Source organism: Pseudomonas oryzihabitans (assembly GCF_032027545.1).
GTDB lineage: Bacteria > Pseudomonadota > Gammaproteobacteria > Pseudomonadales > Pseudomonadaceae > Chryseomonas > Chryseomonas oryzihabitans_F.
The window spans coordinates 61,697-83,741 of the sequence record NZ_JAVSJB010000015.1; the positions used below are offsets into that span (position 1 = coordinate 61,697).

Here is a 22,045-nt window from a genome sequence, read left to right on the forward strand (position 1 = left end):
GGCCAGGCCGCGAATTTCCTCGCCGGTGCGCTCGGCGACCCGATGGGCTTCGCCCACCAAGGGTTGCAACTTGGCGATGAAGCGGTCGACCGCTCCGCCGAGCGCCTGGATCTCGTCCCCCTCGCCCAGCTTCAGCCGCCGGGTGAGATCGCCCTCCCCCGCCACCAGATCGTCCAGCGCCCGCTGCAGCAGGCCGATACGTCGCAGCACACGCCGGCCCAGCACCAGGGCCACCGCCAGAACCATGACCACGCCGACCAGCACGAGCCCCAGGGCGATCTGCCAGCGCAGCGCAGCGGCCATGGAGGCCACCGTATCACTGGCATTGCGGCTCATCGCCAGGGCCGTCTGACGAGTGCCCTCCAGGCGCGCGGCCAGGGTGGCGGTGCTGCCCTTGGCAGCTTCCGCCACGCTGGAAGACACCAGGCCGCCCGCATCATCGATCAGGCTCTTGAAACTCTTGTCCAGCTTGGCACCCGCGCGCTCGATGGACGCCGTGGAAATCCCCACCAGCACCTTGCCGATCTCCACGCCATTGGGACTGATGGAGGCGTCTACGCGATACACGGACGGGTCGCGGGTCGCCGCGTCAAGCACCTTGGCGAGGGCGCCCTCGCCCTGGCCCACCTCGAGCAAATGGGTGATACGGGCATCCTGACGATTGAGATAGCGCGTCAGGTTCTGGCCCTGAGCATCCTGGAAGATCACGAAGAGTACATCGGGATTGCTCTGGGCCCGCCGCGCCAGATCGGAGAGCGCCGGTACATCGGCATCCCACATCGCCTTGGGCGATACCCCGGCCAGCAGCTCCGCCAGGTTCTTCGCATTACCCTTCAGGGTATCGGTCAGGGTTTCTCCCACCTGCTCCCGCTCGCGAGTCAAGCGCTGCGACAGCCCCTCGGCCAGGCGCCCACGCGTCTGGCCAGCCAGTTCAGCCAGGCTACCACCCACCTCGCTCCCCGCCTGGCGCAGCGTATCGGCCAGGCGCTCGGACTCCCCGGACAGACGCTCGGCCAGGCCGAGCTGCAGATCCCGCACCGCGCCCTGGGTCAACCACACCGCCAGGGCGACCTGGATGACGACCGCCAGCAACAGGCTGATGAACACCGGCAACAACAGCCGACTGCGCAGCAACGACAAGAGAAACGACATGGGGGTCTCCGGCGACAAAGGACGATTACAGACTGTCGGCCAACTACTCGCGAGCTGGAGTCAAGTGATCAGTTGTCATAGCAATTTGCTGGCCATTCTAGACCAGCGGCCATTACCGGCAGATGGCCGAAAGGCTTGCCCCCGGAAAGCACAAAGCCCCGCGGGACGGGGCTTTGCGAACTGCATCCTTTTAGCGCATCAGGCGAAAGGATGGCGCAGCACGATGGTTTCCTTGCGATCAGGACCGGTCGAAACGATGTCGATCGGCGCCTCGACCAACTCGGCGATGCGACGGATGTAGGCCTGGGCATTGGCCGGCAGTGCCTCGATGCTCTGGGCACCGACGGTGGATTCGCTCCAGCCCGGCATGTCCTCGTAGACCGGCTGCAGACCCGCGTAGCTGTCGGCGTCGGTGGGGGCTTCGGTCAACAGGTTGCCGGCGGCATCCTTGTAACCCGTGCAGATGCGCACGGTTTCCAGGCCGTCGAGTACGTCCAGCTTGGTCAGGCAGAGACCGGAGATGCTGTTGATCTCGATGGAGCGACGCAGGATGACGGCATCGAACCAGCCGCAACGGCGTGGACGACCGGTCACGGAGCCGAACTCATGGCCCTGCTTGGCCAGGTAGGCACCGGTCTCGTCGAACAGCTCGGTCGGGAAGGGACCGGAGCCGACGCGGGTGGTGTAGGCCTTGGTGATGCCGAGGATGTAGTCCAGGTACAGCGGACCTACGCCAGAACCGGTCGCCACGCCACCGGCGGTGGTGTTGGAACTGGTGACGAAGGGATAGGTGCCGTGGTCGATGTCCAGCAGGGTGCCCTGGGCGCCTTCGAACATCAGGTTCTCACCGGCCTTGCGCAGCTCGTGCAGACGGCTGACGACGTCCATGACCAGCGGCTGCATGACCTTGGCGTGTTCCATGGCTTCGTCGTAGGTCTTCTGGAAGTCGACCGGCGGCTCGTTGAAGTAGTTCTGCAGGACGAAGTTGTGGTAGTCCAGCACTTCCTTGAGCTTGGCGGCGAAGCGCTCGGGGTGGAACAGGTCACCGACGCGCAGGCCGCGACGGGCGATCTTGTCTTCGTAGGCCGGGCCGATACCGCGACCGGTGGTGCCGATCTTGGCTTCGCCGCGGGCCTTCTCGCGCGCCTGGTCCAGGGCCACGTGGTAGGGCAGGATCAGCGAACAGGCCGAGCTGATGCGCAGACGCTCGCGCACCGGGACGCCACGGGCTTCCAGTTCGCCGACTTCCTTGAACAGGGCCTCCGGCGAGAGCACCACGCCATTGCCGATCAGGCACTGGGTGTCGGCGCGCAGGATGCCCGAGGGAATCAGCCGCAGGATGGTCTTCTGGCCATCGATGACCAGCGTGTGGCCGGCGTTGTGGCCACCCTGATAACGCACCACGGCAGCGGCCTGGTCGGTCAGCAGGTCCACGATCTTGCCCTTGCCCTCATCACCCCACTGGGTGCCCAGGACGACGACGTTCTTACCCATAACCTTATCCCCTGTCAGGAAGATTTCTGTCGGCCAGGCCGACGATGCTCACGATCACCCGGATGCAGGATCCGGTGCTTAGGAATTCAAGGGTTCCACCACCCAGACGCCCTGCCGCTCGACCAGCCGCCGGTCGCAACCGGCAGCGCGCAGCTGGGCTTCGTCTTCCAGGCTGGTGGCCTGGATGATGCGCTCGCCGGCAGCCCGCAGCGTGCGCACGGCCTGCCACAGCGGCGCACCGTGCCCGGCCGGCGCCCAGATACCGCGCCGCGGCTCTTCGAGCACAGCGGTACCCAGTTCGACGAGGGTCTTGAGGTCGGTGGAAAAGCCGGTCGCCGGCCGCGAACGGCCGAAATCGGCGCCGATATTGTCGTAACGGCCACCCTGGGCGATGGACTGCCCGGTACCCGGCACGAAGGCGGCGAAGACCACACCGGTGTGGTAGTGGTAGCCACGCAATTCGCCGAGGTCGAAATACAGCGGCACGCTCGGGAAACGACTCTGCAACGACTCGGCCAGCGCGACCAGTTCATCCAACGCCCGCAGTACTTCTGCCGGGGCACCGGCCAGACGCTGACGCGCCTGGCCGAGCACGGCAGCATCGCCGCTGAGTTCCACCAGGGCCCGCAGCCAGCCACGCGACGCAGCGGGCAGGTCGGCGGTCAGTTGATCGATCTCATCGACGGCCTTGCGCTGCAGGGCGTCGAACAGCTCCTGCTCGCTGGCGCCGGAGACACCGGCAACCTGGCAGAGGCCACGGTAGATACCCACGTGGCCGAGGTCCATGTGGACATCAGGCACCTGGGCCTGCTCGAGCACGTCGAGCATCAGGCTGATGACTTCGAGATCTCCTTCGCTGCCCGGCACGCCATAGAGTTCGGCGCCGACCTGGATGGGGCTGCGGGAGGTGGACAAGGCCCGCGGCCGGGTGTGCAACACGCTGCCCGCGTAGCACAGGCGGCTGGCGCCGTCATGCTTGAGACTATGGGCGTCCATGCGCGCGACCTGGGGCGTGATGTCGGAACGGAAGCCCATGAGGCGCCCGGAGCTGGGATCGGTCACCTTGAAGGTGCGCAGCTCCAGTTCCTGGGCGGCGCCGGTGAGCAGCGATTCCAGAAACTCCAGGTGCGGGGTGATGACGAACTCGTAGCCCCAGCAATGGAACAGTTCCAGCACCCGGCGCCGAGCGCCTTCGATGCGCGCCGCGTCGGGCGGCAGGATTTCCTCGATACCGTCAGGCAGCAGCCAGCGGTCTACCGTAGCCATTAGGCCTCTTCTCCATGTCATGGATCGGCACGCGGCCAACACGGTCGGCGCGATGGACTCGCAGGGGAGTCATCGGCCGGATCGAGCCGCTTTGCCGTGGATTGCTACCCGGATCAGCCAGGGCGTCGCCCTTCCACGGGTTTCGTACGGACGCAAAAAAGCCGGGGATGGCCCCGGCTGATTCATGATAACACGAAAAAATCGGCGATCGGGGAGGAACGACGAGCGCGGCGTACCGCGCTTGCCTAGTCGTCGTCCCCCCCGGTCATCACTGCCCTGGGCTCTGGAAATACTTGAAGAAATCGCTCTTCGGATCCAGCACCAGGACATCGCTCTTGCTGGAGAAGCTGGAGCGGTAGGCCTGCAGGCTGCGATAGAAGGAGAAGAACGCCGGATTCTTCGAGTAGGCCTGGGCATACACCTGGGCCGCCTGGGCGTCACCTTCACCGCGGGCCTGCTCGGCCTGGCGATAGGCCTCGGCCAGCAGCACACGGCGCTGACGATCGGCATCGGCACGAATGCCTTCGGCCAGCTCGCGACCCTTGGCCCGGTGCTCGCGGGCTTCCCGCTCACGCTCGGTACTCATCCGCTCGTAGACACTACGGCTGACTTCCTTGGGCAGGTCGATGGCCTTGACGCGCACGTCCAGTACCTCGATACCCAGCTCCTGGTTGGCCATCTTGTTCAGCGAGGCGGTCAGGGAGCCGACCATGGCATCGCGCTCGCCGGAGACCACCTCATGCAGGGTGCGACGACCGAACTGGTCACGCAGTCCTGCCTCCAGGCGGCGCAGCAGACGTTCGTCGGCGATCTGCTTGAGACCCGAGGTGGCGGTGTAGTAGCGGTCGGCATTGAAGATGCGCCACTTGGCATAGGCATCCACCATGACAGCCTTCTTCTCCAGCGTCAGGAAACGCTGGGTCGGGGTGTCGAGGGTCTGCAGGCGGGCATCGAACTTGCGCACGCGATTGACGTAGGGAATCTTGAAGTGCAGACCGGGCTCCAGGTTGGGCTCGACCACGCGACCGAAGCGCAGCATCACCGCCCGCTCGGTCTCCTTCACTATGAACAGACTGCTCCAGGCGCCCAGGCCCAGGACGACCACGACGATCAGCGCGGCCAGTGATTTATTGCTCATCAGCGGCTCTCCCTGGTACGCGGCTCGGTGGACTGCGGCAGATTGCGAATGACCGAGGCGGCCGTATCGCTGGACGCCGCCGGAGCCGCGCCACTGCTGATGGCCGAGGTCGGCGCCGGGGCGCGGTTCTGCATCAGCTTGTCAAGCGGCAGATAGAGTAGGTTCTGGCCGGCCTGACTAGTGACCATGACCTTGCTCGACTGACCCAGCACTTCCTGCATTGTCTCGATGTACAGACGCTCGCGCGTCAGCTGCGGATTGAGCGCGTACTGGACCGCCAGTTGGCTGAAGCGCGACGCATCACCCTGGGCGCGAGCGACGACTTCGTCGCGGTAGCCGTTGGCTTCCTCGATGATGCGCTGGGCAGCACCGCGGGCTTCGGGGATCACGCCGTTGGCATAGGCCTCGGCCTGGTTCTTCTCGCGCTGCTCGTCTTCGCGGGCCCGGATGACGTCGTCGAAGGCTTCCTGGACCTCACGCGGCGCCGAGGCGCTCTGGATGTTCACCTGGGTCACGGTGATACCAGTGCCGTAGGTGTCGAGGAAGCGCTGCAGCCGCTCGCGGACGCTGGTAGCGACCTGCTCGCGGCCGTCGGTCAGCAACTGGTCCATGGTCGACGAACCGGCGACGTGGCGCAGCGCGCTGTCGGTGGCCTGCTGCAGGCTCACTTCGGGCTGGTCGACATTGAGGACGAAGTCCTTGAGATTGGTGATGCGGTACTGGACCGTCAGCGGCACCTCGACGATGTTCTCGTCCTGGGTCAGCATCGCGCCCTGCTTGCTGTAGGCCCGCTCGCGGGTGACGTTTTCCTGGTACTTGGTCTCGAAGGGGGGGAAGTAGATGTTCAGGCCCGGGCCCACGGTATCGTGGTATTTGCCCAGCCGCAGCACCACCGCCTGCTCCTGCTCGTCCACGACGTAGACGGCGTTGTACAGCCAGAGCGCACCGACCAGCACCACGCCGAGCAGCAGCAGGCCCTTGCCGCCACCGGAGCCGAGGCCACTGCCGTCGCTGCCGCCGGAGCGCTTCTTGCCACCGACCAGGCGGTTGATGCGGTCCTGAAATTTACGCAAGGCTTCGTCGAGATCCGGCGGCCCCTTGCGTCCACCATTGTTGCCACCGCCGTTGTTGCGGCCGCCCCAGGGGTCTTGATTATTCGAGTTGCCACCGGGCTCGTTCCAAGCCATAGCGCTCTCCCTACTGATAACGCGAAAACGCGCCGAAATGGCGCGTCGACCAATGCTACCGGATGGTCCCCGTCCGAACAAAAGCACCGAGCGGGGGTTTATTGCAAAACATGTTGCTGGATAAAGACTTCCGGTTCTTCACCGGCCCGGCTGAGCAGTCGATTGAGTTCGGCCCGGGGTACTCGTACAGACAACAGGATATTGCCTTCGTCGTCGTGGTCATCGCTTTGCACCACGCCGAGCTCGAACAGCCGTGCGCGCAAGCGAGCGTGGCGCTGGGGCAGGCGGAACACGCCGACGAAGAGGTCTTCGCCGAGCAGTTCGGCCACGGCCTGACCGATGAGATCCAGGCCGCGGCCGTCGCGCGCCGAAACCCAGACCCGGATCGGGCGGCCGGTTTCATCGTCGCGCTGGATGTGGGGCTCGACGCCCTCAAGCAGGTCGATCTTGTTGTAGATCTCCAGCATCGGCAGACCGTCGGCACCGATTTCGTGCAGGACCGCTTCGACCTGCTGGATCTGCAACTGGCGATCCTCCTCGTGGGCATCGATCACGTGCAGCAGCAGGTCGGAGTTGCTAGATTCCTCCAGCGTCGCGCGGAAGGCTTCGACCAGCTTGTGTGGCAGGTGGCGGATGAAGCCTACCGTGTCGGCCAGCACGATCGGCCCCAGGTCCGGCAACTGCAAACGACGCAGGGTAGGATCGAGGGTCGCGAACAGCTGATCAGCCGCATAGACGGTGGATTCGGTAAGGCTATTGAACAGGGTGGACTTGCCGGCGTTGGTATAGCCGACCAGAGATACTGCGGGAATCTCGGCGCGACGCCGACCGCGACGGGCTTGTTCGCGCTGGCTGAGCACCTTGTCCAGGCGCTGCCGAATCTGCCGGATGCGCACTCGCAGCAGGCGACGGTCTGTTTCCAGCTGGGTTTCACCGGGGCCACGCAGGCCGATACCGCCCTTCTGGCGCTCGAGGTGAGTCCAGCCGCGGACCAGCCGGGTGCTCATGTGTTCGAGCTGGGCGAGCTCCACCTGCAGCTTGCCCTCGTGGGTACGGGCGCGCTGGGCGAAGATATCGAGAATCAGACCGGTACGATCCAGGACGCGGCACTCGAAGGCTTTTTCGAGGTTACGTTCCTGACTGGGCGTGAGGTCGTGATTGAAGATGACCAGGTCAGCCTCGTTGGCATGCACCTGATCGTGCAGCTCTTCGACCTTGCCGGTACCTATGAGAAAACGCGCGGTCGGCTGGCTGCGGTTCACCGTGACAAAAGCCACGGTTTGCGCACCCGCTGACCGCGCGAGCTCGAGAAACTCCTGAGGGTCTTCGCGCGCCTCGGGATGCAGGCCTTCCAAATGGACCAGAATGGCCCGCTCACCACCTTCGTGACGCTCGAAGAACAACAGGGCGCTCCTCTTGTTGTTTATTCGCTATCCGGCTCGCCAGTCTCGGAGCTGGGCAGACGGACCGGGCGGCTCGGCACCACGGTGGAAATCGCATGCTTGTAAACCATCTGGCTGACGGTGTTCTTGAGCAGGATCACGAACTGGTCGAAGGACTCGATCTGACCCTGCAACTTGATGCCGTTGACGAGATAGATGGAAACCGGAACGCGCTCTTTACGCAGGGTGTTCAGGTAAGGGTCTTGTAGCGAATGCCCTTTTGACATCGTGTCGCTCTCCTAAAGAATGAAAATACCGATCTGGCGACATGCCAGTTTCCGCTGCCCACCATGGACATGCGGACAAAAACGATTCAGCTGCGGGGCGATATGGAGTCGCCGGCGAGACATTTCAAGATCCGTGGCAGATTGTCGCAAGCCAGGCTGTCGAAGGTGTGCACGGCGGGCCAGCCACGCAACCAGGTCAACTGCCGCTTCGCCAACTGCCGCGTCGCCGCGATGCCACGCGCCACCATTTCTTCCCGCGTGCAGCCCCCCTCGAGGAACTCCCAGACCTGACGATAGCCCACGGATCGCATGGAGGGCAGCCCCGGATGCAGCTCGGGACGTTCCCGCAAGGCTGAGACTTCGTCGATGAAGCCCTGTTCCAGCATCAGCTCGAAGCGCTCGGCGATTCGCGCATGGAGCACCTCGCGACGACTGGGCGACAGGATCAATTGGGCGACAGTATAGGGCAATTGTGTCTGGGACGCCCTGTTCGAATCGGCATTGGCACGCATTTGCAGTGCGCGGTGCTCGGTCATCGAACGGCCGCTGACGCGAAACACTTCCAGCGCCCGCAGCAGACGCTGGGGATCATTGGGATGGATGCGCTCGGCGGACACCGGATCGACCTCCGCCAGCCGCCGATGGACCTCGCCCCAGCCGGCCTCGGCCGCCACGGCTTCGATCTCGGCACGCACCGCCGGATCGGCGCTGGGCATGTCGGCCAGGCCTTCGAGCAGGGCTTTAAAGTAGAGCATGGTACCGCCCACCAGCAGCGGGATGCGGCCGGCCGCGGTGATCTCGGCCATGGCGGCCAGGGCATCGGCGCGAAACTCGGCGGCGGAGTAGCTCTCGGCAGGATCGCGGATGTCCACCAGCCGGTGCGGATGGGCTGCCAGCAGCTCGGCGCCGGGCTTGGCGGTACCGATGTCCATGCCGCGGTAGATGAGCGCGGAGTCGACGCTGATCAGCTCGATGGGCAGCAGCCGGGCCAGCTCGATGGCGAGGTCGGTCTTGCCGGAGGCGGTCGGCCCCATGAGGAAGATGGCGGGCGGCAGGGGGGCGGTCATGTCGGGGTCTCGGCAGGCGCCGCGGAAACCGCGGAGAGGCGGTCAGCGGCCGCGCAGGAAGAGTTTGTCCAGATCGTCCAGGCTGAGCTGGGCCCAGGTGGGACGACCATGGTTGCACTGGCCGCTGCGCTCGGTGGTTTCCATGTCGCGTAGCAGGGCATTCATCTCCGGCAGGGTCAGCCGCCGGTTGGCCCGCACCGAGCCGTGGCAGGCCATGGTGCCGAGCAATTCGTTGAGGTGCGCCTGGATGCGGTCGCTGGTGCCGTAGTCGAGCAGATCGGCGAGCACGTCCTGCACCAGCCGTGCGGCCTGGGCCTGCTTGAGCAGCGCGGGGATCTGGCGGATGGCCAGGGTTTCCGGGCCAAGGCGCTGCAACTCGAAGCCGAGGCGCTCGAACCACAGCCCGTGCTCCTCGGCGCAATCGGCCTCGCGCTCGCTGACCGCCAGGGACTCGGGCACCAGCAGTGGCTGGCCGCGCAGGCCTTCGCTGGCCATGGCGACCTTGAGGCGCTCGTAGGTGATGCGTTCGTGGGCGGCGTGCATGTCTACCAGGATCAGGCCCTGGGCGTTCTCGGCCAGGATGTAGATGCCCTTGAGCTGGGCCAGGGCGTAGCCCAGGGGCGGTACATCGCCCTGCTCCGCTGGCAGAGCGGCAACGGCTTCGGCGCCCTCCGGTAGCGGTGCGAAGAAGGCCTTGTAGGCGCTCTGCACCTCGGCCACCGGCGCCCCGGCATAGGATTGCGGAGCCGGACTGTAGCGCGACGCGCCCCCCGCTCCACCGCTACTGGCGAAGGGTTGCGCGGGTGGTGCGGGGCTGTCGTGGAGCACGGCGGCGGCCAGGCGCATTTCGCCCTGGGGGCCGAATTCGCCGGCGGCCGGGCCAGTTAGGGGTGTGGGGGCGGTAGGCGCCACCACGGCGAGCTGGTCGTCTGGACGGATGTCGCCCAGGGCGCGGTGCAGGGTGCCGTAGAGGAAATCATGCACCTGGCGGCTGTCACGGAAGCGCACCTCGTGCTTGGTGGGGTGGACGTTGACGTCCACCGTCGCCGGATCGAGTTCGAGGAACAGGACGAAGGCCGGATGGCGGCCATTGTAGAGCACGTCGCGATAGGCCTGGCGCACGGCATGGGCGACCAGCTTGTCGCGCACCATGCGGCCGTTGACGTAGAAGTACTGCAGATCGGCCTGGCTGCGCGAGAAGGTCGGCAGACCGACCCAGCCCCAGAGGCGCAGGCCGTTGCGCTCGTGTTCCAGCGGCAGGGCCTGTTCGAGGAAGGCCGGACTGCAGACAGCGCCGACCCGCCGCCCCTGGCTCTGCGGATCGCCCGCCGGATGCAGGGCGAGCACGCTCTTGCCATTGTGGCGCAGATGGAAGCCGACGTCGAAGCGCGCCAGCGCCAGGCGCCGCACCACTTCCTGCAGATGGTCGAATTCGGTCTTCTCGGCGCGCAGGAACTTGCGCCGCGCCGGCGTATTGAAGAACAGGTCGCGCACCTCCACCGAGGTACCCTGGGGATGGGCGGCGGGCTGCAGCCGCGGCTGCATCTCGCGGCCCTCCGTCTCCACCTGCCAGGCCTGGTCCTCGCCCCGGTAGCGCGAGGTCAGGGTGAGGCGCGACACCGAGCTGACCGAGGCCAGGGCTTCGCCGCGAAAGCCCAGGCTGGTGACGCTTTCCAATTCGTCCAGGTGGTAGATCTTGCTGGTAGCGTGCCGCGCCAGGGCCAGCGGCAGGTCATCCGCTGGAATGCCGTGGCCATCGTCACGGATGCGCAGCAGCTTGACACCACCCTGCTCCACCTCGATGTCGATGCGCGAGGCACCGGCGTCCAGGCTGTTCTCCAGCAACTCCTTGGCCACCGAGGCGGGGCGTTCGACCACCTCACCGGCGGCGATCTGGTTGGACAGCCGCGGACTGAGCAGCTGGATGCGCCGGGGTTCAGTCATTGCTGGCCGCCAGTTCGTGGGTGGGGATGGTAAGGACCTGGCCGGAGCGGATGCGGTCGCCCTTGAGCCGGTTGGCGGCGCGCAGGGTGGAAAGGTCCACGTCATAGCGCCGGGCGATCAGGCTCAGGCTTTCGCCGGGTTGCACCCGATGCTGGTCGACGCCGCGCACGCTGCCGACCTTGCCACCGCGCTGTTCGCGCTGCCAGGCCAGGTAGGTGCCGGGCGGCGGCCGGTGCTGGAAATATTGCACCACGCCCGCCTGAATCTGGCGGGCCAGCAGGCCCTGGTGCGCCGGACTGGCCAGCTTGGCCGATTCGTTGGCGTTGGTGATGAAGCCGGTTTCCACCAGGATCGAGGGGATGTCGGGCGACTTGAGCACCACGAAGCCGGCCTGCTCGACCCGCGAATGCAGCAGCTTGGTAGCCCGGCCGACCTGGCCGAGGATGGTCTGGCCGACCTCCAGGCTGGAGGCCACGGTGGCGGTCATCGACAGGTCCATGAGCACGCCGGCGAGCATGGGGTCCTTGTTGTCCAGGGCGTCGGAGACGCCGCCGACTTGGTCGGAACGGTTTTCCGCGTCGGCCAGCCAGCGGGCCGCCTCGGACGTGGCACCGCGCTGGGACAGGGCGAAGACGGTGACGCCCTCGGCGCTGGAGCTGGGCGCCGAGTCGGCGTGGATGGAGATGAACAGGTCGGCGCCCTTCTTGCGGGCGATGATCTGCCGCTGGCGCAGCGGGATGAAGTAGTCGCTGGTGCGGGTCAGCTCGGCACGGAAGCCCTTCTGCCGGTTGAGATTGGCCTGCAACTGCTTGGCGATGGCCAGCACCACGTTCTTCTCGTACAACCGGCCGCGACCGATGGCGCCGGGGTCTTCGCCGCCGTGGCCGGGGTCGATCACCACCACCACATCACGCTTGCCACTGGGGCTGGACGGCAAACGGGTCGCTGGCTGGGCGGGCGTCACCGGGGTGGCCGGCAGATTGGGCGTGACGGTGGCCGGGATGTCGCTGGCGGCCGGATCGGTGCCCTGGTCGTAGAGATCGACCACCAGACGGTTGCCGTACTCCTTGTTGGGCGCCAGGGTGAAGCTCTTGGGCGTCAGGGCACCCTTGGTATCCAGCACCAGGCGTACCTCGCCGGGCGCGCGCTGGGCCGCGCGCAGCCCGGTGACGGGGGTATTGCGCAGGGGCTTTTCGCTCAGCCCGCCGGAGAGCTGCGCGCCGGACAGGTCGATGACGATGCGGTCCGGGGCACTGAGGGTGAAGACGCTAGCCTTGACCGGGCCGCTCAGGTCGAACACCAGCCGGGTATTGTCGGGCGCTCGCCAGACGCGCATCCCCTTGATTTGGGTAGCGGCGAGGAGCTGGCTGCTCAGGATCAACAACAACAGGCCGAGTCCCGACCTGAAAAAACGCTTGCGCATGCCTGCGACCGTATAGCTGGAGAACGAAGGATCGGCGCCTAGGGGTCGCCTGACAGTCGCGGAGCGAACATCAGGTCATTTCAGACCCGCCTAGGACGCGAGGGCGGCGCACCAGGCCTCGCCATGGGCTCCCTGGCTAACCAGGCGGAGATCACGGCCGTCGGCGCGTGGCGTAATGGTAATGGCCAGGTCCGGCTTTGGCAAAACGCCCTGCCCGCGCTCGGGCCATTCCACCAGGCATAAGGCCTCGGGTGTGAAGTAGTCGCGAATCCCCATGAATTCTAGTTCTTCCGGATCGGCCAGACGATAGAGGTCGAAGTGATAGACCACGCCGCTGGCCAGTTCATAGGGCTCGACCAGGGTGAAGGTCGGGCTTTTCACCGCGCCGACGTGGCCGAGGCCGCGCAGGATGCCACGCGACAGGGTGGTCTTGCCGGCGCCCAGATCACCGTGCAGATAGAGCACGCCGCGCCCACCGCTGGCCTGGGCCAGGCGCGCGCCGAGGGCGTACATGGCGGCTTCGTCGGCGGCGTACAGGGTCAGTTCAGGCATGGCTGGAGTTCCTCGAGCAACTGGCGGGCGACCGGGGGCAGATCGCTGGCGGCGAGGCCGCGGCCCTGGCGCCCCAGCTCGGCGCCGGCGCGGCCGTGCAGCCAGGCGCCCAGACAGGCGGCCTCGAAGGGCGCCAGCCCCTGCCCCAGCAGGGCGGCGATGATACCGGTGAGAATGTCTCCCAGGCCACCCGTGGCCATCGCCGGATGCCCTTCGCCACAGAGCGCCATGCGGCCGTCCGGATGGGCAATCAAAGTGCCGAAGCCCTTGAGCAGCGCCACACCGCCGTAGCGCCGGGCAAGTTCGCGGGCACTGCCGGGCCGGTCGGCCTCGATGTCGGCAATGGACACGCCCAGCAACCGCGCCGCTTCGCCTGGGTGAGGCGTCATCACCCAGGGCCCGCGTGGCGCCTTGACCACCCCGGCGGCCAACAGGTTGAGGGCATCGGCGTCCCAGACCTGGGTGACGTCCAGCGTCGCGGCCGCACTGGCCAGGGCTTTGCCCCAGGCGCCCTGCCCCAGGCCCGGCCCGACGGCGAGGACATCGGCCTTTTTCGCCAGTTCGAGCACGGCAAAGCTGGAATGCACGCCGGCGACCATGATCTCCGGGCGCCGTGCCAGTACCGGTGCCACATTGGACGGCCGGGTCGCCAGGCTGAGCATGCCGGCACCACAACGCAGCGCTGCCTCGCTGGCCATGATGGCCGCACCACCGGTACCTTCGTCGCCGCCGATCACCAGCAGATGGCCGAACTGGCCCTTGTGCGCATTGAGCGGTCGCGCCGCCAGCCGCGGCAGGTTGCCCGGCGCCAGGCGCTGGGCGGTGGCATGGGCGGGATTCTGCGGCTCCTCCATCAAGGGCTCGAATACCAGGCTGCCGACGTGATCCGGGCCTTTGCCGGTGAACAGCCCGAGCTTGAGGCCGATGAAGGAGATGGTCAGGTCGGCGCGCACCAGGGGGCCGGCCGCGGCGCCGGTATCGGCGTCCAGCCCCGACGGGAGGTCGATGGCCACCACCGGCAACTCGCTGGCGTTGATCCGTTCGATGGCCGCGGCGTAGGGCTCGCGGGCCGGCCCCTTGAGCCCGGTACCCAGCAGGGCATCGACTACCACACCGCCGAGCGGGGCATCCGCGCGCCAGGGCTGGATGTCCACCCCGGCGGCCTGTGCCTCGGCATGGGCCAGGGCGGCGTCGCCCTTGAGCCCAGCCGGGTCGGCCAGATGCCAGACCCGCGCCTGCCAGCCGGCCTTGCGGGCCAGGCTGGCGACCAGATAGCCGTCGCCCGCATTGTTGCCGCCGCCGGCCAGCACGCACAGCGCCCCGGCATGGGGCCAGCCATGGCGCAGGGAACGCCAGGTCGCCGCGGCGGCACGCCGCATCAGTTCAAGCCCCGGCAGGCCGCCGGCGATCAGTTGGGCATCGAGATCCCGCACCTGCTGGGCGCTGTAGAGCTGGAACGGCAGTTCGTCGTACATGCTGGGAAAGCCTCCGGAGTCTGGCAAAATGGGCGGCCCTCCTGCCCGTGCGTTCCTGTCGATGTCCGCTTGCGCCCTAGATCTCGCCGCCCTGGCCGACCTCATCAAGACCTGGGGTCGGGAACTGGGCTTTCAGCAGACCGGTATCGCCGGCCTGGATCTGGCACGTCACGAAGAACATCTGGAGCGCTGGCTGGCCGCCGGTTTCCACGGCGAGATGGACTATATGGCCGCGCACGGAACCAAACGTTCGCGGCCGGCCGAACTGGTCTCGGGCACCCTGAGGGTGATCTCCCTGCGCATGGACTACCTGCCCGGCGATACCCGCATGAGCGAGCGCCTGGCCGACGGCACCGCCGCCTACCTCTCGCGCTACGCCCTGGGCCGCGACTATCACAAGCTGATCCGCAAGCGCCTGCAGCACCTGGCCGAGCGCATCCAGGCCGAGATCGGTCCCTTCGGCTATCGCGCCTTCGTCGACAGCGCCCCGGTGCTGGAAAAGGCCCTCGCCGAACAGGCTGGCCTGGGCTGGATCGGCAAGAACACCCTGGTGCTCAATCGCAAGGCCGGGAGCTGGTTCTTCCTGGGCGAACTCTTCGTCGACGTGCCCCTGCCGGTGGACGAGCCTACCCCACGTGACCATTGCGGCACCTGCCGCGCCTGCCTGGACATCTGCCCGACCCAGGCCTTCGTCGGTCCTTACCAACTCGATGCACGCCGCTGCATCTCCTACCTGACCATCGAGTTCAAGGGCTCGATTCCCCTGGAGCTGCGCCCGCTGATCGGCAATCGAGTCTTCGGCTGCGATGACTGCCAGTTGGTCTGCCCCTGGAATCGCTTCGCCAAACCCACCGCCGAAGGCGATTTCCAGCCGCGCCATGGACTGGATAACGCCAGCCTGGCCGAGCTCTTCCGCTGGACCGAAAGCGAATTCCTCAGACGCACCGAAGGCTCGCCGCTCCGCCGTGCCGGCTACGAGCGCTGGCTGCGCAACCTGGCGGTGGGCCTGGGCAATGCACCGACCAGCATTCCGGTGCTGGAGGCGCTGAAGGTCCACGCCGAGCATCCTTCGCCGCTGGTGCGCGAGCATGTGGAATGGGCGCTGGCGCGGCACGGCGAGGCGTAAACTACAGGTCCCGCGCTCAAGGGCCGACCGTGGTGTAGGGGATCGGCGCCCACCAGCTGCCGTAGGGCACGCCGTACTTGTCGACATAGGCCTTCACCACCGGAGACAGCGGGCGGTACTTGCCGCCCGACTTGCCACCGTAGGGCCCCTTGGGCTCAATTTCGGCTTGCAAGGTCAGGACTTCGATGGGGTCGAGACAGGGGCCCATGATCCAGACCTTGACCACACCGCCTGGGGCCAAGCCGATGGTGAGATCCTTGCGATAGTCTGAGGTGCGACCACTGACAGGACAGTCTGCTGGCAGACTCTCGACCATCTTCCTTCGCGCCCAATCGGGAATAAGAAACGCCGCATGGTAGGTCTGGGGCTCGACCATGGACTGCCAGCGTAGTGAAACCACATAGGGCAGATCCAGGCCGGTCATAGAGCGGCCTTTGCCCGAGCCGATTCGCTTGGGCCAACCCTTGGCGGTAGCCGATAGACTCTCGGGCTGGCCCATGGCGATCACTCCCCCCATGGCCCTGGGAAAGATGAGTCCGTTGACATCGCTAATACTGGCCTGCTCCAGCCAGACCTCCATGTAGTTGGGTGCCAGGAAGCCCAGGTACCAGGCAGCGTAGGGCAGCTTGGGCTTGGTCGCAGCGCTGGATTGGCAGCCGGCCAGGCCCAACGCCAGGATGAGGCAAAGCAGCCAGCGGCTCATTGTGGATAGCCTGCCTGGGGACGATTGGGATAGGCGTAACGCCGACCGTCGGGCGTGGGGGCATGGACGAAGACCGCGTCCACGTTGCCCAGGCCGCGGCCGATCTGGGCCTGCCAATGGGCGGAGAGGTGCACGTAGCGCCCGAGCAGCAGGCGGGTTTCGGCCTGGTCGAGATGGAGCGCCGCACCCTGAGCATGGGCCTGAAGCTTGGTGGCTATCGCCTGGAGTTCATCCGGCAGGCGTAACTCGGGATCGTCGTCATCGATGGCCGACAGCGGCACCCCTTGGACACTGGCCAGGCGCTGCATCACCCGCAGATAGACCAGGGACAGCTCACCCCGCACCTGTCGCTCCAAGCGCACGGCGGCGAAGACCTCGGACTCGGGCAGCTCACCGCGAGCAGCGGGCAGCCGGATGCGCCAGGTATCGAGGGTCAGTCTGGCCTGATCCGGATCGAACCAGGCTTCCTGCTGGATATGTGCCAGCTCGACCTGGGCCTGGCGATAGCTCCAGGCGGCGTGACTGTCGGTGCCATAGCGCTCGCGCGAGACGAGCGGCCGGGTCGGCAGCAGGCGCTCGGTCATCTCGGCCGGATAGCCGCCACCCAGGTCGGCATGGGCGCCGGGCAGGACGATTTCCTCGTGCTGGGGCGCGACGCGGGTGAGGGCGAAATTGCGCCGCTGCTCGTCGTTGGCCACCAGTTGCACCACCTTGCGCGCGCATCCGGCCGGCAGATAGAGGTTGAGCCCCGGATTGATGGCATTGGCCGGGCTGAAATCTCCGCGCAGCGGATCAGCCACTGCCGCCACCGTATCGAACAGGCCGATGAAGTTGAGCCTTACCTTGGCGCGTTGCCAGGAAAAGCACGGCGCTAAGCCCGTAGCCACGATACCGCCATCAGCCTTGAGCGCCTCGTTGGCAAAATGCCGTGCCGCCGCTGCGCCCCGGCTGAAGCCGAAGAGATCGAACTCGATGGCTTCGACGATAACCTCGGGGTTACTGCGTTTGAACTGGTCGTAGCGTTCAGAGAAAGCAGCGGGGAAAGTCTGAACGCAAGCCAGGACACCACTGCTACCTAGGCCGGTACCCATGGACAGAGGGCTGTCCGGTTGGCCGGCACGGGTGCCGATACCTTCGATGTAGACCGGAATGACCGCGGCGTTTTCGTCCTGCTCGATGGCACGCTGGGTATCGTCTCGGTAGAGCCGATACAACCGCGCGATATTCGTCTCCGCATTGGCGTAACTGCTGTCGTCCTTCAGCATGAATTTTTCGCAGTGCAGTGCGATGCTCTCTGCCTGGTCCTGCCGAAAACCCTGAGCTTCCGCTCGGCAAGTTGCACCCGTGGCGGCGTTGAAGAGGTTGTTGCCGGTGCCATCGAAGAACACGCCGACACGTAGGGTGATGCGCTGCTCCACCGGGCGTTCGGGCTGGCTAACTGAGCTGTCCTGACCGACTGGCCCCCCAACTGGGCGACTGGAAGCGCTGCCCGGCCCTGGCCTTTCACGTCCGCGCAGGCCGAGTGGCGCGGTCCGTCCTGGCGCTTGGCGGGCAAACTCCCCACTCGCGGCACAGGCGCCGTTCGCCAAGCTGCCAGTGCTCAGCCCTCCGCCACCCATGCCGATGATCACCGTCCCCGAACCACCGATCACCACCCCGCCATGGCTGGTGACGCTGCCGAGCACGGCAGCAGGCTGGCCGTTGATCAGGACGTTGGGGACGACGGCGGCCCTTACCGCCGCACCACAGCCACAGGCGTGACCCAGGGTGGCGGCGGGCAAGCCGTCGAAGAAGACGTTGGCCGAGCCCTGGACCAGGACCGTGGCCCCGCACTTGGGGCAGGTGACGGCGTCACCCAGGCGCGCAGCAGGTTTTCCGGACATGACCGATTTCCCTATCGGTGATTTCAGGCCCGGAAGATGCCGCAGGAAAGGCTCTAGAACAATAGTTACAGACCGATAACGCGGAAACCGTCACACCGCTACCCGTGTGGATCTTCCGGGTAGGTGAAGGTCGGCATCTGCCAGTTGAATTTCAACGCCAGCAGGCGTATCAGCAGGCCGGCAGCCAGGGTGAAGAGCAGCGCCTGCTCCTCGCCCAGCCACTGCCGGCAGAGCAGGTAGCAGCCGGCGGACAGCACGGCCACGCTGGCATAGAGTTCGCGCCTCAGGATCAGCGGGACGTCGTTGCAGAGGATGTCGCGCAGGATACCGCCGCAGGTACCGGTCAGGGTGCCGCTGACGATGACGATGACCGGGCTCAGGCCCATCTCCAGGGCCACCTGGCAGCCGATCACGGTGAAGGCCACCAGGCCCAGGGCGTCGAGCAGCAGGAACAGTCGGCGCAGGTAGCGCATGACCCGGGCGATGGCCACGGTGGCGAGGCCGGCGCCGACGGTCAGCGCCAGGTACTCCGGGTGCTTCACCCAGCCCAGCGGATAGTGGCCCAGCAGGACGTCGCGCACCGAGCCGCCGCCCAGGGCAGTGACGCTGGCGATCAGCGCCACGCCGAACAGGTCCATGCCGCGGCGACCGGCGGACAGGGCGCCGGTCATGGCCTCGGCGGTGATGGCCACCAGGTAGAGGATGGAGAGCAACACGGGGGCGCGGTCGTCAGACCTTGATGAAGTGCTCGCGGTAGTGGCGCAGCTCGGCGATGGAGTCGCGGATGTCGTCCAGCGCCAGGTGGCTGCCGCTCTTTTTCACCCCGTCGCGGACGTGGGGCGCCCAGCGCGCGGCCAGCTCCTTGAGGGTGGAGACGTCCAGGTTGCGGTAGTGGAAGTAGGCTTCCAGCTCCGGCATGCGGCGATGGAGGAAGCGGCGATCCTGGCAGATGCTGTTGCCGCAGATCGGCGACTTGCCCTTGGGCACCCATTGACGCAGGAACTCCAGGGTTAGGGCCTCGGCCTGGGCGGTGTCGACGGTGCTCTCGCGGACCCGCTGGGTCAGCCCCGAGCCGCCGTGCTGACGGGTATTCCACTCGTCCATGCCGGCCAGCACCTCGTCCGACTGGTGGATGGCCAGTACCGGGCCCTCGGCCAGCACGTTGAGATCGCTATCGGTGACGATGGTGGCCATCTCGATGATCACGTCCCGATCCGGATCCAGGCCGGTCATTTCCAGGTCGATCCAGATCAGGTGCTGCGGATTGGGGGTGGTCATGGCGAACTCCTTGATGAGGGCGCCAGTGTAGCAGCGCGCCTGTCGCCTACCTACCGGCGCCATAGCAGCAGGCGGCTACCGCGCAGGTCACCCACTTCAAGGACGGCATCGGCCGGCTGACCGGGAATCTCGAAGGTGTTGCTGACCAGCCAGCTGCCGGAGCGCAGCTCCTGGCGGGCTTTCTCGCCCAGGCGTGGCATGGGCGCCGGCGAGAGGAAACAGTAGACGACGTCGAATTCGCCCAGCTCCACCCGCCAGAGGTCACGATAGCGTACCTGGCAGTTGCGCCGTGGCAGGCAGCGCAGCCAGGCCAGGGCGAAGCTCAGCGGCGCCGTCTCCACGCCGACGAAGGTGGCGGCCGGAAAGCGGTGGGAAAGATCGACCAGGGTATCGCCCAGGCCGCAGCCGAGGTCGACGAAGCGAAAGGTCGACTCTCGTTCGGCGAGCAGCGCCGCCAGGCGCTCGCGGGTCTGCCGCCCGGTGAGATACAGCGGCACCCGTTCGCGCAGGCTGTTCCAGTTCAGCAGCAGGAGCAACAGAAAACCGAGCGCGGCGATGCCCGCCGACAGGCCGCGACCGCTGACCAGATAGAGCGCGGGGGCGAACAGCAGGTTGATGAACACCCACCAGCGCGCCAAGCCGAGCAGCTCCCCCAGCAGGGCCGCCAGCACTGCCTGCAGGCAGACCAGCGCCAGCAACGAAGGCCGCTGACCGGCGAAGCTGGCCCAGAGTCTCAGGCCGACGATGGCGACCACCAGGGCGGCCAGTTGCACCAGCACGGCCAGCAACAGGGGATAGCGCGAGGCGAGATGGGCCAGCATGGGCGCTCCAGAGCGACGAGGTGCGCCAAGTTTAGGTAATCCGTGGGGAGCGGCCAATGCTAGACTCCTCGCCCCTGCAACCCGCGGACTCCCCATGGCCAAACGCCACCTGACCCGTCGCCAGAACTGGCGGATCGAAAAAATCCAGACCGAACGCGCCGCTCGCGCGGAAAAGCGCGAATCCAAGCTGGTCGACGAACTCGAAGGCGGCGATCTGGGCCCGGAACAGCAGGGCCAGGTGATTGCCCACTTCGGCGTTCAGGTGGAGATCGAGGATGGCGAGGGCCGGCTGCAGCGCTGCCATTTGCGCGCCAACCTGCCGACTCTGGTTACCGGGGACCAGGTGGTGTTCCGCGCCGGGGTACAGGGCAATGGCGTCATCGTCGCCCAGTTGCCGCGCCGCTCGGAGATCTGCCGGCCAGACATGCGTGGCCAGCTCAAGCCGGTGGCAGCCAACGTCGACCGCCTGGTGATCGTTTTCGCCCCGCTGCCCACCCCCCACGCCAATCTCATCGACCGCTACCTGGTGGCGGCCGAGCACGCCGGCATCCAGCCGCTGCTGCTGCTCAACAAGGCCGACCTGATCGACGAGCACAACGCCGCGGCGCTGGACGACTTGCTGGGTATCTATCGCGGCCTGGACTATCCGCTGCTGGAGGTCTCGGCCCACAACGGCCTGAGCATGGACCAGCTAAAGAGCGCCCTGGACGAGCACGTCAGTGTCTTCGTCGGTCAGTCCGGCGTGGGCAAGTCGTCGCTGGTGAACGCCCTGCTGCCCGGCGTCGATACGCGGGTCGGTCCGCTGTCGGAGCTGACCAACAAGGGTACCCACACCACCACCACCGCCCGGCTCTTTCACTTTCCCGATGGCGGCGACCTGATCGACTCCCCCGGCATCCGGGAGTTTGGGCTGAGCCACGTCAGCCGTGATGACGTGGCCGCCGGATTCAAGGAGTTCGACGACTTTCTCGGCCGCTGCCGCTTCCGCGACTGCCAGCATGAGCGCGAGCCGGGGTGCGCCCTGCTCGCCGCCCTGGAACGGGGCGACATCCATCCGCAACGGATGGCCAGCTACCGGCATATCCTGGCCAGTCTGGAAGGCGATTCGCGTTACTAGCCCGCGTTTGTCTCCCAGTCGTAGACAGGACTAAAAAAACGCCGGGCCAAGCCCGGCGTTTTTCGTTTCAGCCGAAGACGCGGAAGCGCTCGGCGTCGTCCATGAAGCCTTTCTCGGGGAAGTCGCCCTCGTTGGAACCGAAGGGCATCTGCGCCCGCAGGTGCCAGGTCTCCGGCAACTGCCACTCGGCGGCGGCCAGGGCATCGGGCAGCGGATTGTAGTGCTGCAGACTGGCGCCGATGCCGGCATTGGCCAGCGCCGTCCATACCGAGAACTGGGCGATGCCGCTGGCCTGTTCCGACCAGATGGGGAAGTTGTCGGCGTAGCTGGGGAATTTATCCTGCAGGGCCGAGATGACCTGACGATCCTCGTAGAACAGCACGGTGCCAGCACCGGCGGCGAAGCTGTTGATCTTGCCTTCGGTGGGCGCGAAGGACTCGGCCGGCACGATCTGCCGCAGGGCCTGCATGACGAAGCCCCAGAACTTCTCGCTCTCGGCGCCGAACAGGATCACCGCCCGCGAGCTCTGGGAGTTGAAGGCGGAGGGCGACAGCTTGACCGCTTCCTGGATCAGCGCAGTGATCTGGCCCTGCGCCAGCGGCAGGTTCTTGCCCAGGGCGTACTGGCTGCGACGGCGCTTGATGGTATCGATAAAGGCGTTGCTCATCGGGAGGCTCCTGCAAGGGAATCGGAGATCGAGAGACCGCGCGCCAGGGCGCAAGGTGCCCGATCAATCATGAAACCCTTGCA

The 22,045-nt window shown here is 66.5% G+C and carries 19 protein-coding genes and 1 pseudogene; 2 read left to right on the plus strand and 18 right to left on the minus strand.

Annotation, left to right across the window (positions count from 1 at the left end; all coding sequences use genetic code 11):
* Positions 1 to 75 precede the first annotated feature (75 nt).
* The 12 genes and pseudogenes from RND78_RS28400 to RND78_RS20745 all read right to left on the minus strand — a co-directional run.
* Positions 76 to 1,152: pseudogene (locus tag RND78_RS28400) on the minus strand (HAMP domain-containing protein); the annotation flags it as partial.
* Positions 1,153 to 1,350: 198 nt separating this feature from the next.
* Positions 1,351 to 2,646, minus strand: a complete 1,296-nt coding sequence (locus RND78_RS20695; protein ID WP_312731793.1) for an adenylosuccinate synthase — start codon at positions 2,644 to 2,646, stop codon at positions 1,351 to 1,353.
* A 78-nt stretch (positions 2,647 to 2,724) separates the two neighbouring features.
* Positions 2,725 to 3,912 carry an ATP phosphoribosyltransferase regulatory subunit gene (locus RND78_RS20700; RefSeq protein WP_312731794.1) on the minus strand — a complete coding sequence of 396 codons (1,188 nt, stop codon included), beginning with the start codon at positions 3,910 to 3,912 and terminating at the stop codon, positions 2,725 to 2,727.
* Positions 3,913 to 4,180: 268 nt separating this feature from the next.
* Complete coding sequence (gene hflC / locus RND78_RS20705; RefSeq protein WP_312731795.1) at positions 4,181 to 5,050, minus strand: protease modulator HflC; 870 nt, start codon at positions 5,048 to 5,050, stop codon at positions 4,181 to 4,183.
* Positions 5,050 to 6,237, minus strand: a complete 1,188-nt coding sequence (hflK, locus tag RND78_RS20710; protein WP_312731796.1) for an FtsH protease activity modulator HflK — start codon at positions 6,235 to 6,237, stop codon at positions 5,050 to 5,052. The genes hflC and hflK overlap by 1 nt, the downstream gene beginning before the upstream one ends.
* Before the next feature lie 98 nt (positions 6,238 to 6,335).
* Positions 6,336 to 7,640: a ribosome rescue GTPase HflX gene (hflX, locus tag RND78_RS20715; protein WP_312731797.1), complete on the minus strand. Its 1,305-nt coding sequence runs from the start codon at positions 7,638 to 7,640 to the stop codon at positions 6,336 to 6,338.
* 20 nt (positions 7,641 to 7,660) lie between these two features.
* Positions 7,661 to 7,906 carry an RNA chaperone Hfq gene (hfq, locus tag RND78_RS20720; RefSeq protein WP_312731798.1) on the minus strand — a complete coding sequence of 82 codons (246 nt, stop codon included), beginning with the start codon at positions 7,904 to 7,906 and terminating at the stop codon, positions 7,661 to 7,663.
* An 86-nt stretch (positions 7,907 to 7,992) separates the two neighbouring features.
* Positions 7,993 to 8,973, minus strand: coding sequence for a tRNA (adenosine(37)-N6)-dimethylallyltransferase MiaA (gene miaA / locus RND78_RS20725; protein ID WP_312731799.1), 981 nt, complete (start codon positions 8,971 to 8,973; stop codon positions 7,993 to 7,995).
* A 42-nt stretch (positions 8,974 to 9,015) separates the two neighbouring features.
* A complete protein-coding gene (gene mutL / locus RND78_RS20730) occupies positions 9,016 to 10,917 on the minus strand; it encodes a DNA mismatch repair endonuclease MutL (RefSeq protein WP_312731800.1) in 1,902 nt (633 codons plus the stop codon).
* Positions 10,910 to 12,340, minus strand: coding sequence for an N-acetylmuramoyl-L-alanine amidase (locus RND78_RS20735; RefSeq protein ID WP_312731802.1), 1,431 nt, complete (start codon positions 12,338 to 12,340; stop codon positions 10,910 to 10,912). Before RND78_RS20735 ends, mutL begins: the two co-directional genes overlap by 8 nt.
* Before the next feature lie 90 nt (positions 12,341 to 12,430).
* Complete coding sequence (gene tsaE / locus RND78_RS20740) at positions 12,431 to 12,892, minus strand: tRNA (adenosine(37)-N6)-threonylcarbamoyltransferase complex ATPase subunit type 1 TsaE (protein WP_312731804.1); 462 nt, start codon at positions 12,890 to 12,892, stop codon at positions 12,431 to 12,433.
* Positions 12,880 to 14,367 carry an NAD(P)H-hydrate dehydratase gene (locus tag RND78_RS20745; RefSeq protein ID WP_312731805.1) on the minus strand — a complete coding sequence of 496 codons (1,488 nt, stop codon included), beginning with the start codon at positions 14,365 to 14,367 and terminating at the stop codon, positions 12,880 to 12,882. Before RND78_RS20745 ends, tsaE begins: the two co-directional genes overlap by 13 nt.
* 61 nt (positions 14,368 to 14,428) lie before the next feature.
* Here RND78_RS20745 and queG point away from each other — a divergent pair, with 61 nt between their 5' ends.
* On the plus strand, positions 14,429 to 15,493 hold the full coding sequence (gene queG / locus RND78_RS20750) for a tRNA epoxyqueuosine(34) reductase QueG (protein WP_312731849.1): 1,065 nt from the start codon (positions 14,429 to 14,431) through the stop codon (positions 15,491 to 15,493).
* A gap of 16 nt (positions 15,494 to 15,509) precedes the next feature.
* On the opposite strand, the gene RND78_RS20755 is transcribed toward queG, so the two are convergent.
* From RND78_RS20755 to RND78_RS20775, 5 genes are all read right to left on the minus strand, one after another.
* Complete coding sequence (locus RND78_RS20755) at positions 15,510 to 16,196, minus strand: DUF2931 family protein (RefSeq protein ID WP_312731806.1); 687 nt, start codon at positions 16,194 to 16,196, stop codon at positions 15,510 to 15,512.
* Positions 16,193 to 18,079, minus strand: a complete 1,887-nt coding sequence (locus RND78_RS20760) for a PAAR domain-containing protein (protein WP_312731807.1) — start codon at positions 18,077 to 18,079, stop codon at positions 16,193 to 16,195. Before RND78_RS20760 ends, RND78_RS20755 begins: the two co-directional genes overlap by 4 nt.
* 98 nt (positions 18,080 to 18,177) lie before the next feature.
* Complete coding sequence (locus tag RND78_RS20765; RefSeq protein WP_312731850.1) at positions 18,178 to 18,792, minus strand: trimeric intracellular cation channel family protein; 615 nt, start codon at positions 18,790 to 18,792, stop codon at positions 18,178 to 18,180.
* A gap of 16 nt (positions 18,793 to 18,808) precedes the next feature.
* Positions 18,809 to 19,357: an oligoribonuclease gene (gene orn, locus RND78_RS20770; protein WP_059232057.1), complete on the minus strand. Its 549-nt coding sequence runs from the start codon at positions 19,355 to 19,357 to the stop codon at positions 18,809 to 18,811.
* Positions 19,358 to 19,407: 50 nt separating this feature from the next.
* A complete protein-coding gene (locus tag RND78_RS20775) occupies positions 19,408 to 20,178 on the minus strand; it encodes a class I SAM-dependent methyltransferase (protein ID WP_312731809.1) in 771 nt (256 codons plus the stop codon).
* Between the two features lie 94 nt (positions 20,179 to 20,272).
* Here RND78_RS20775 and rsgA point away from each other — a divergent pair, with 94 nt between their 5' ends.
* A complete protein-coding gene (rsgA, locus tag RND78_RS20780; protein WP_312731810.1) occupies positions 20,273 to 21,295 on the plus strand; it encodes a small ribosomal subunit biogenesis GTPase RsgA in 1,023 nt (340 codons plus the stop codon).
* 67 nt (positions 21,296 to 21,362) lie between these two features.
* Here rsgA and RND78_RS20785 read toward each other — a convergent pair whose 3' ends face one another.
* On the minus strand, positions 21,363 to 21,962 hold the full coding sequence (locus RND78_RS20785; RefSeq protein WP_312731812.1) for a nitroreductase family protein: 600 nt from the start codon (positions 21,960 to 21,962) through the stop codon (positions 21,363 to 21,365).
* Positions 21,963 to 22,045 lie beyond the last annotated feature (83 nt).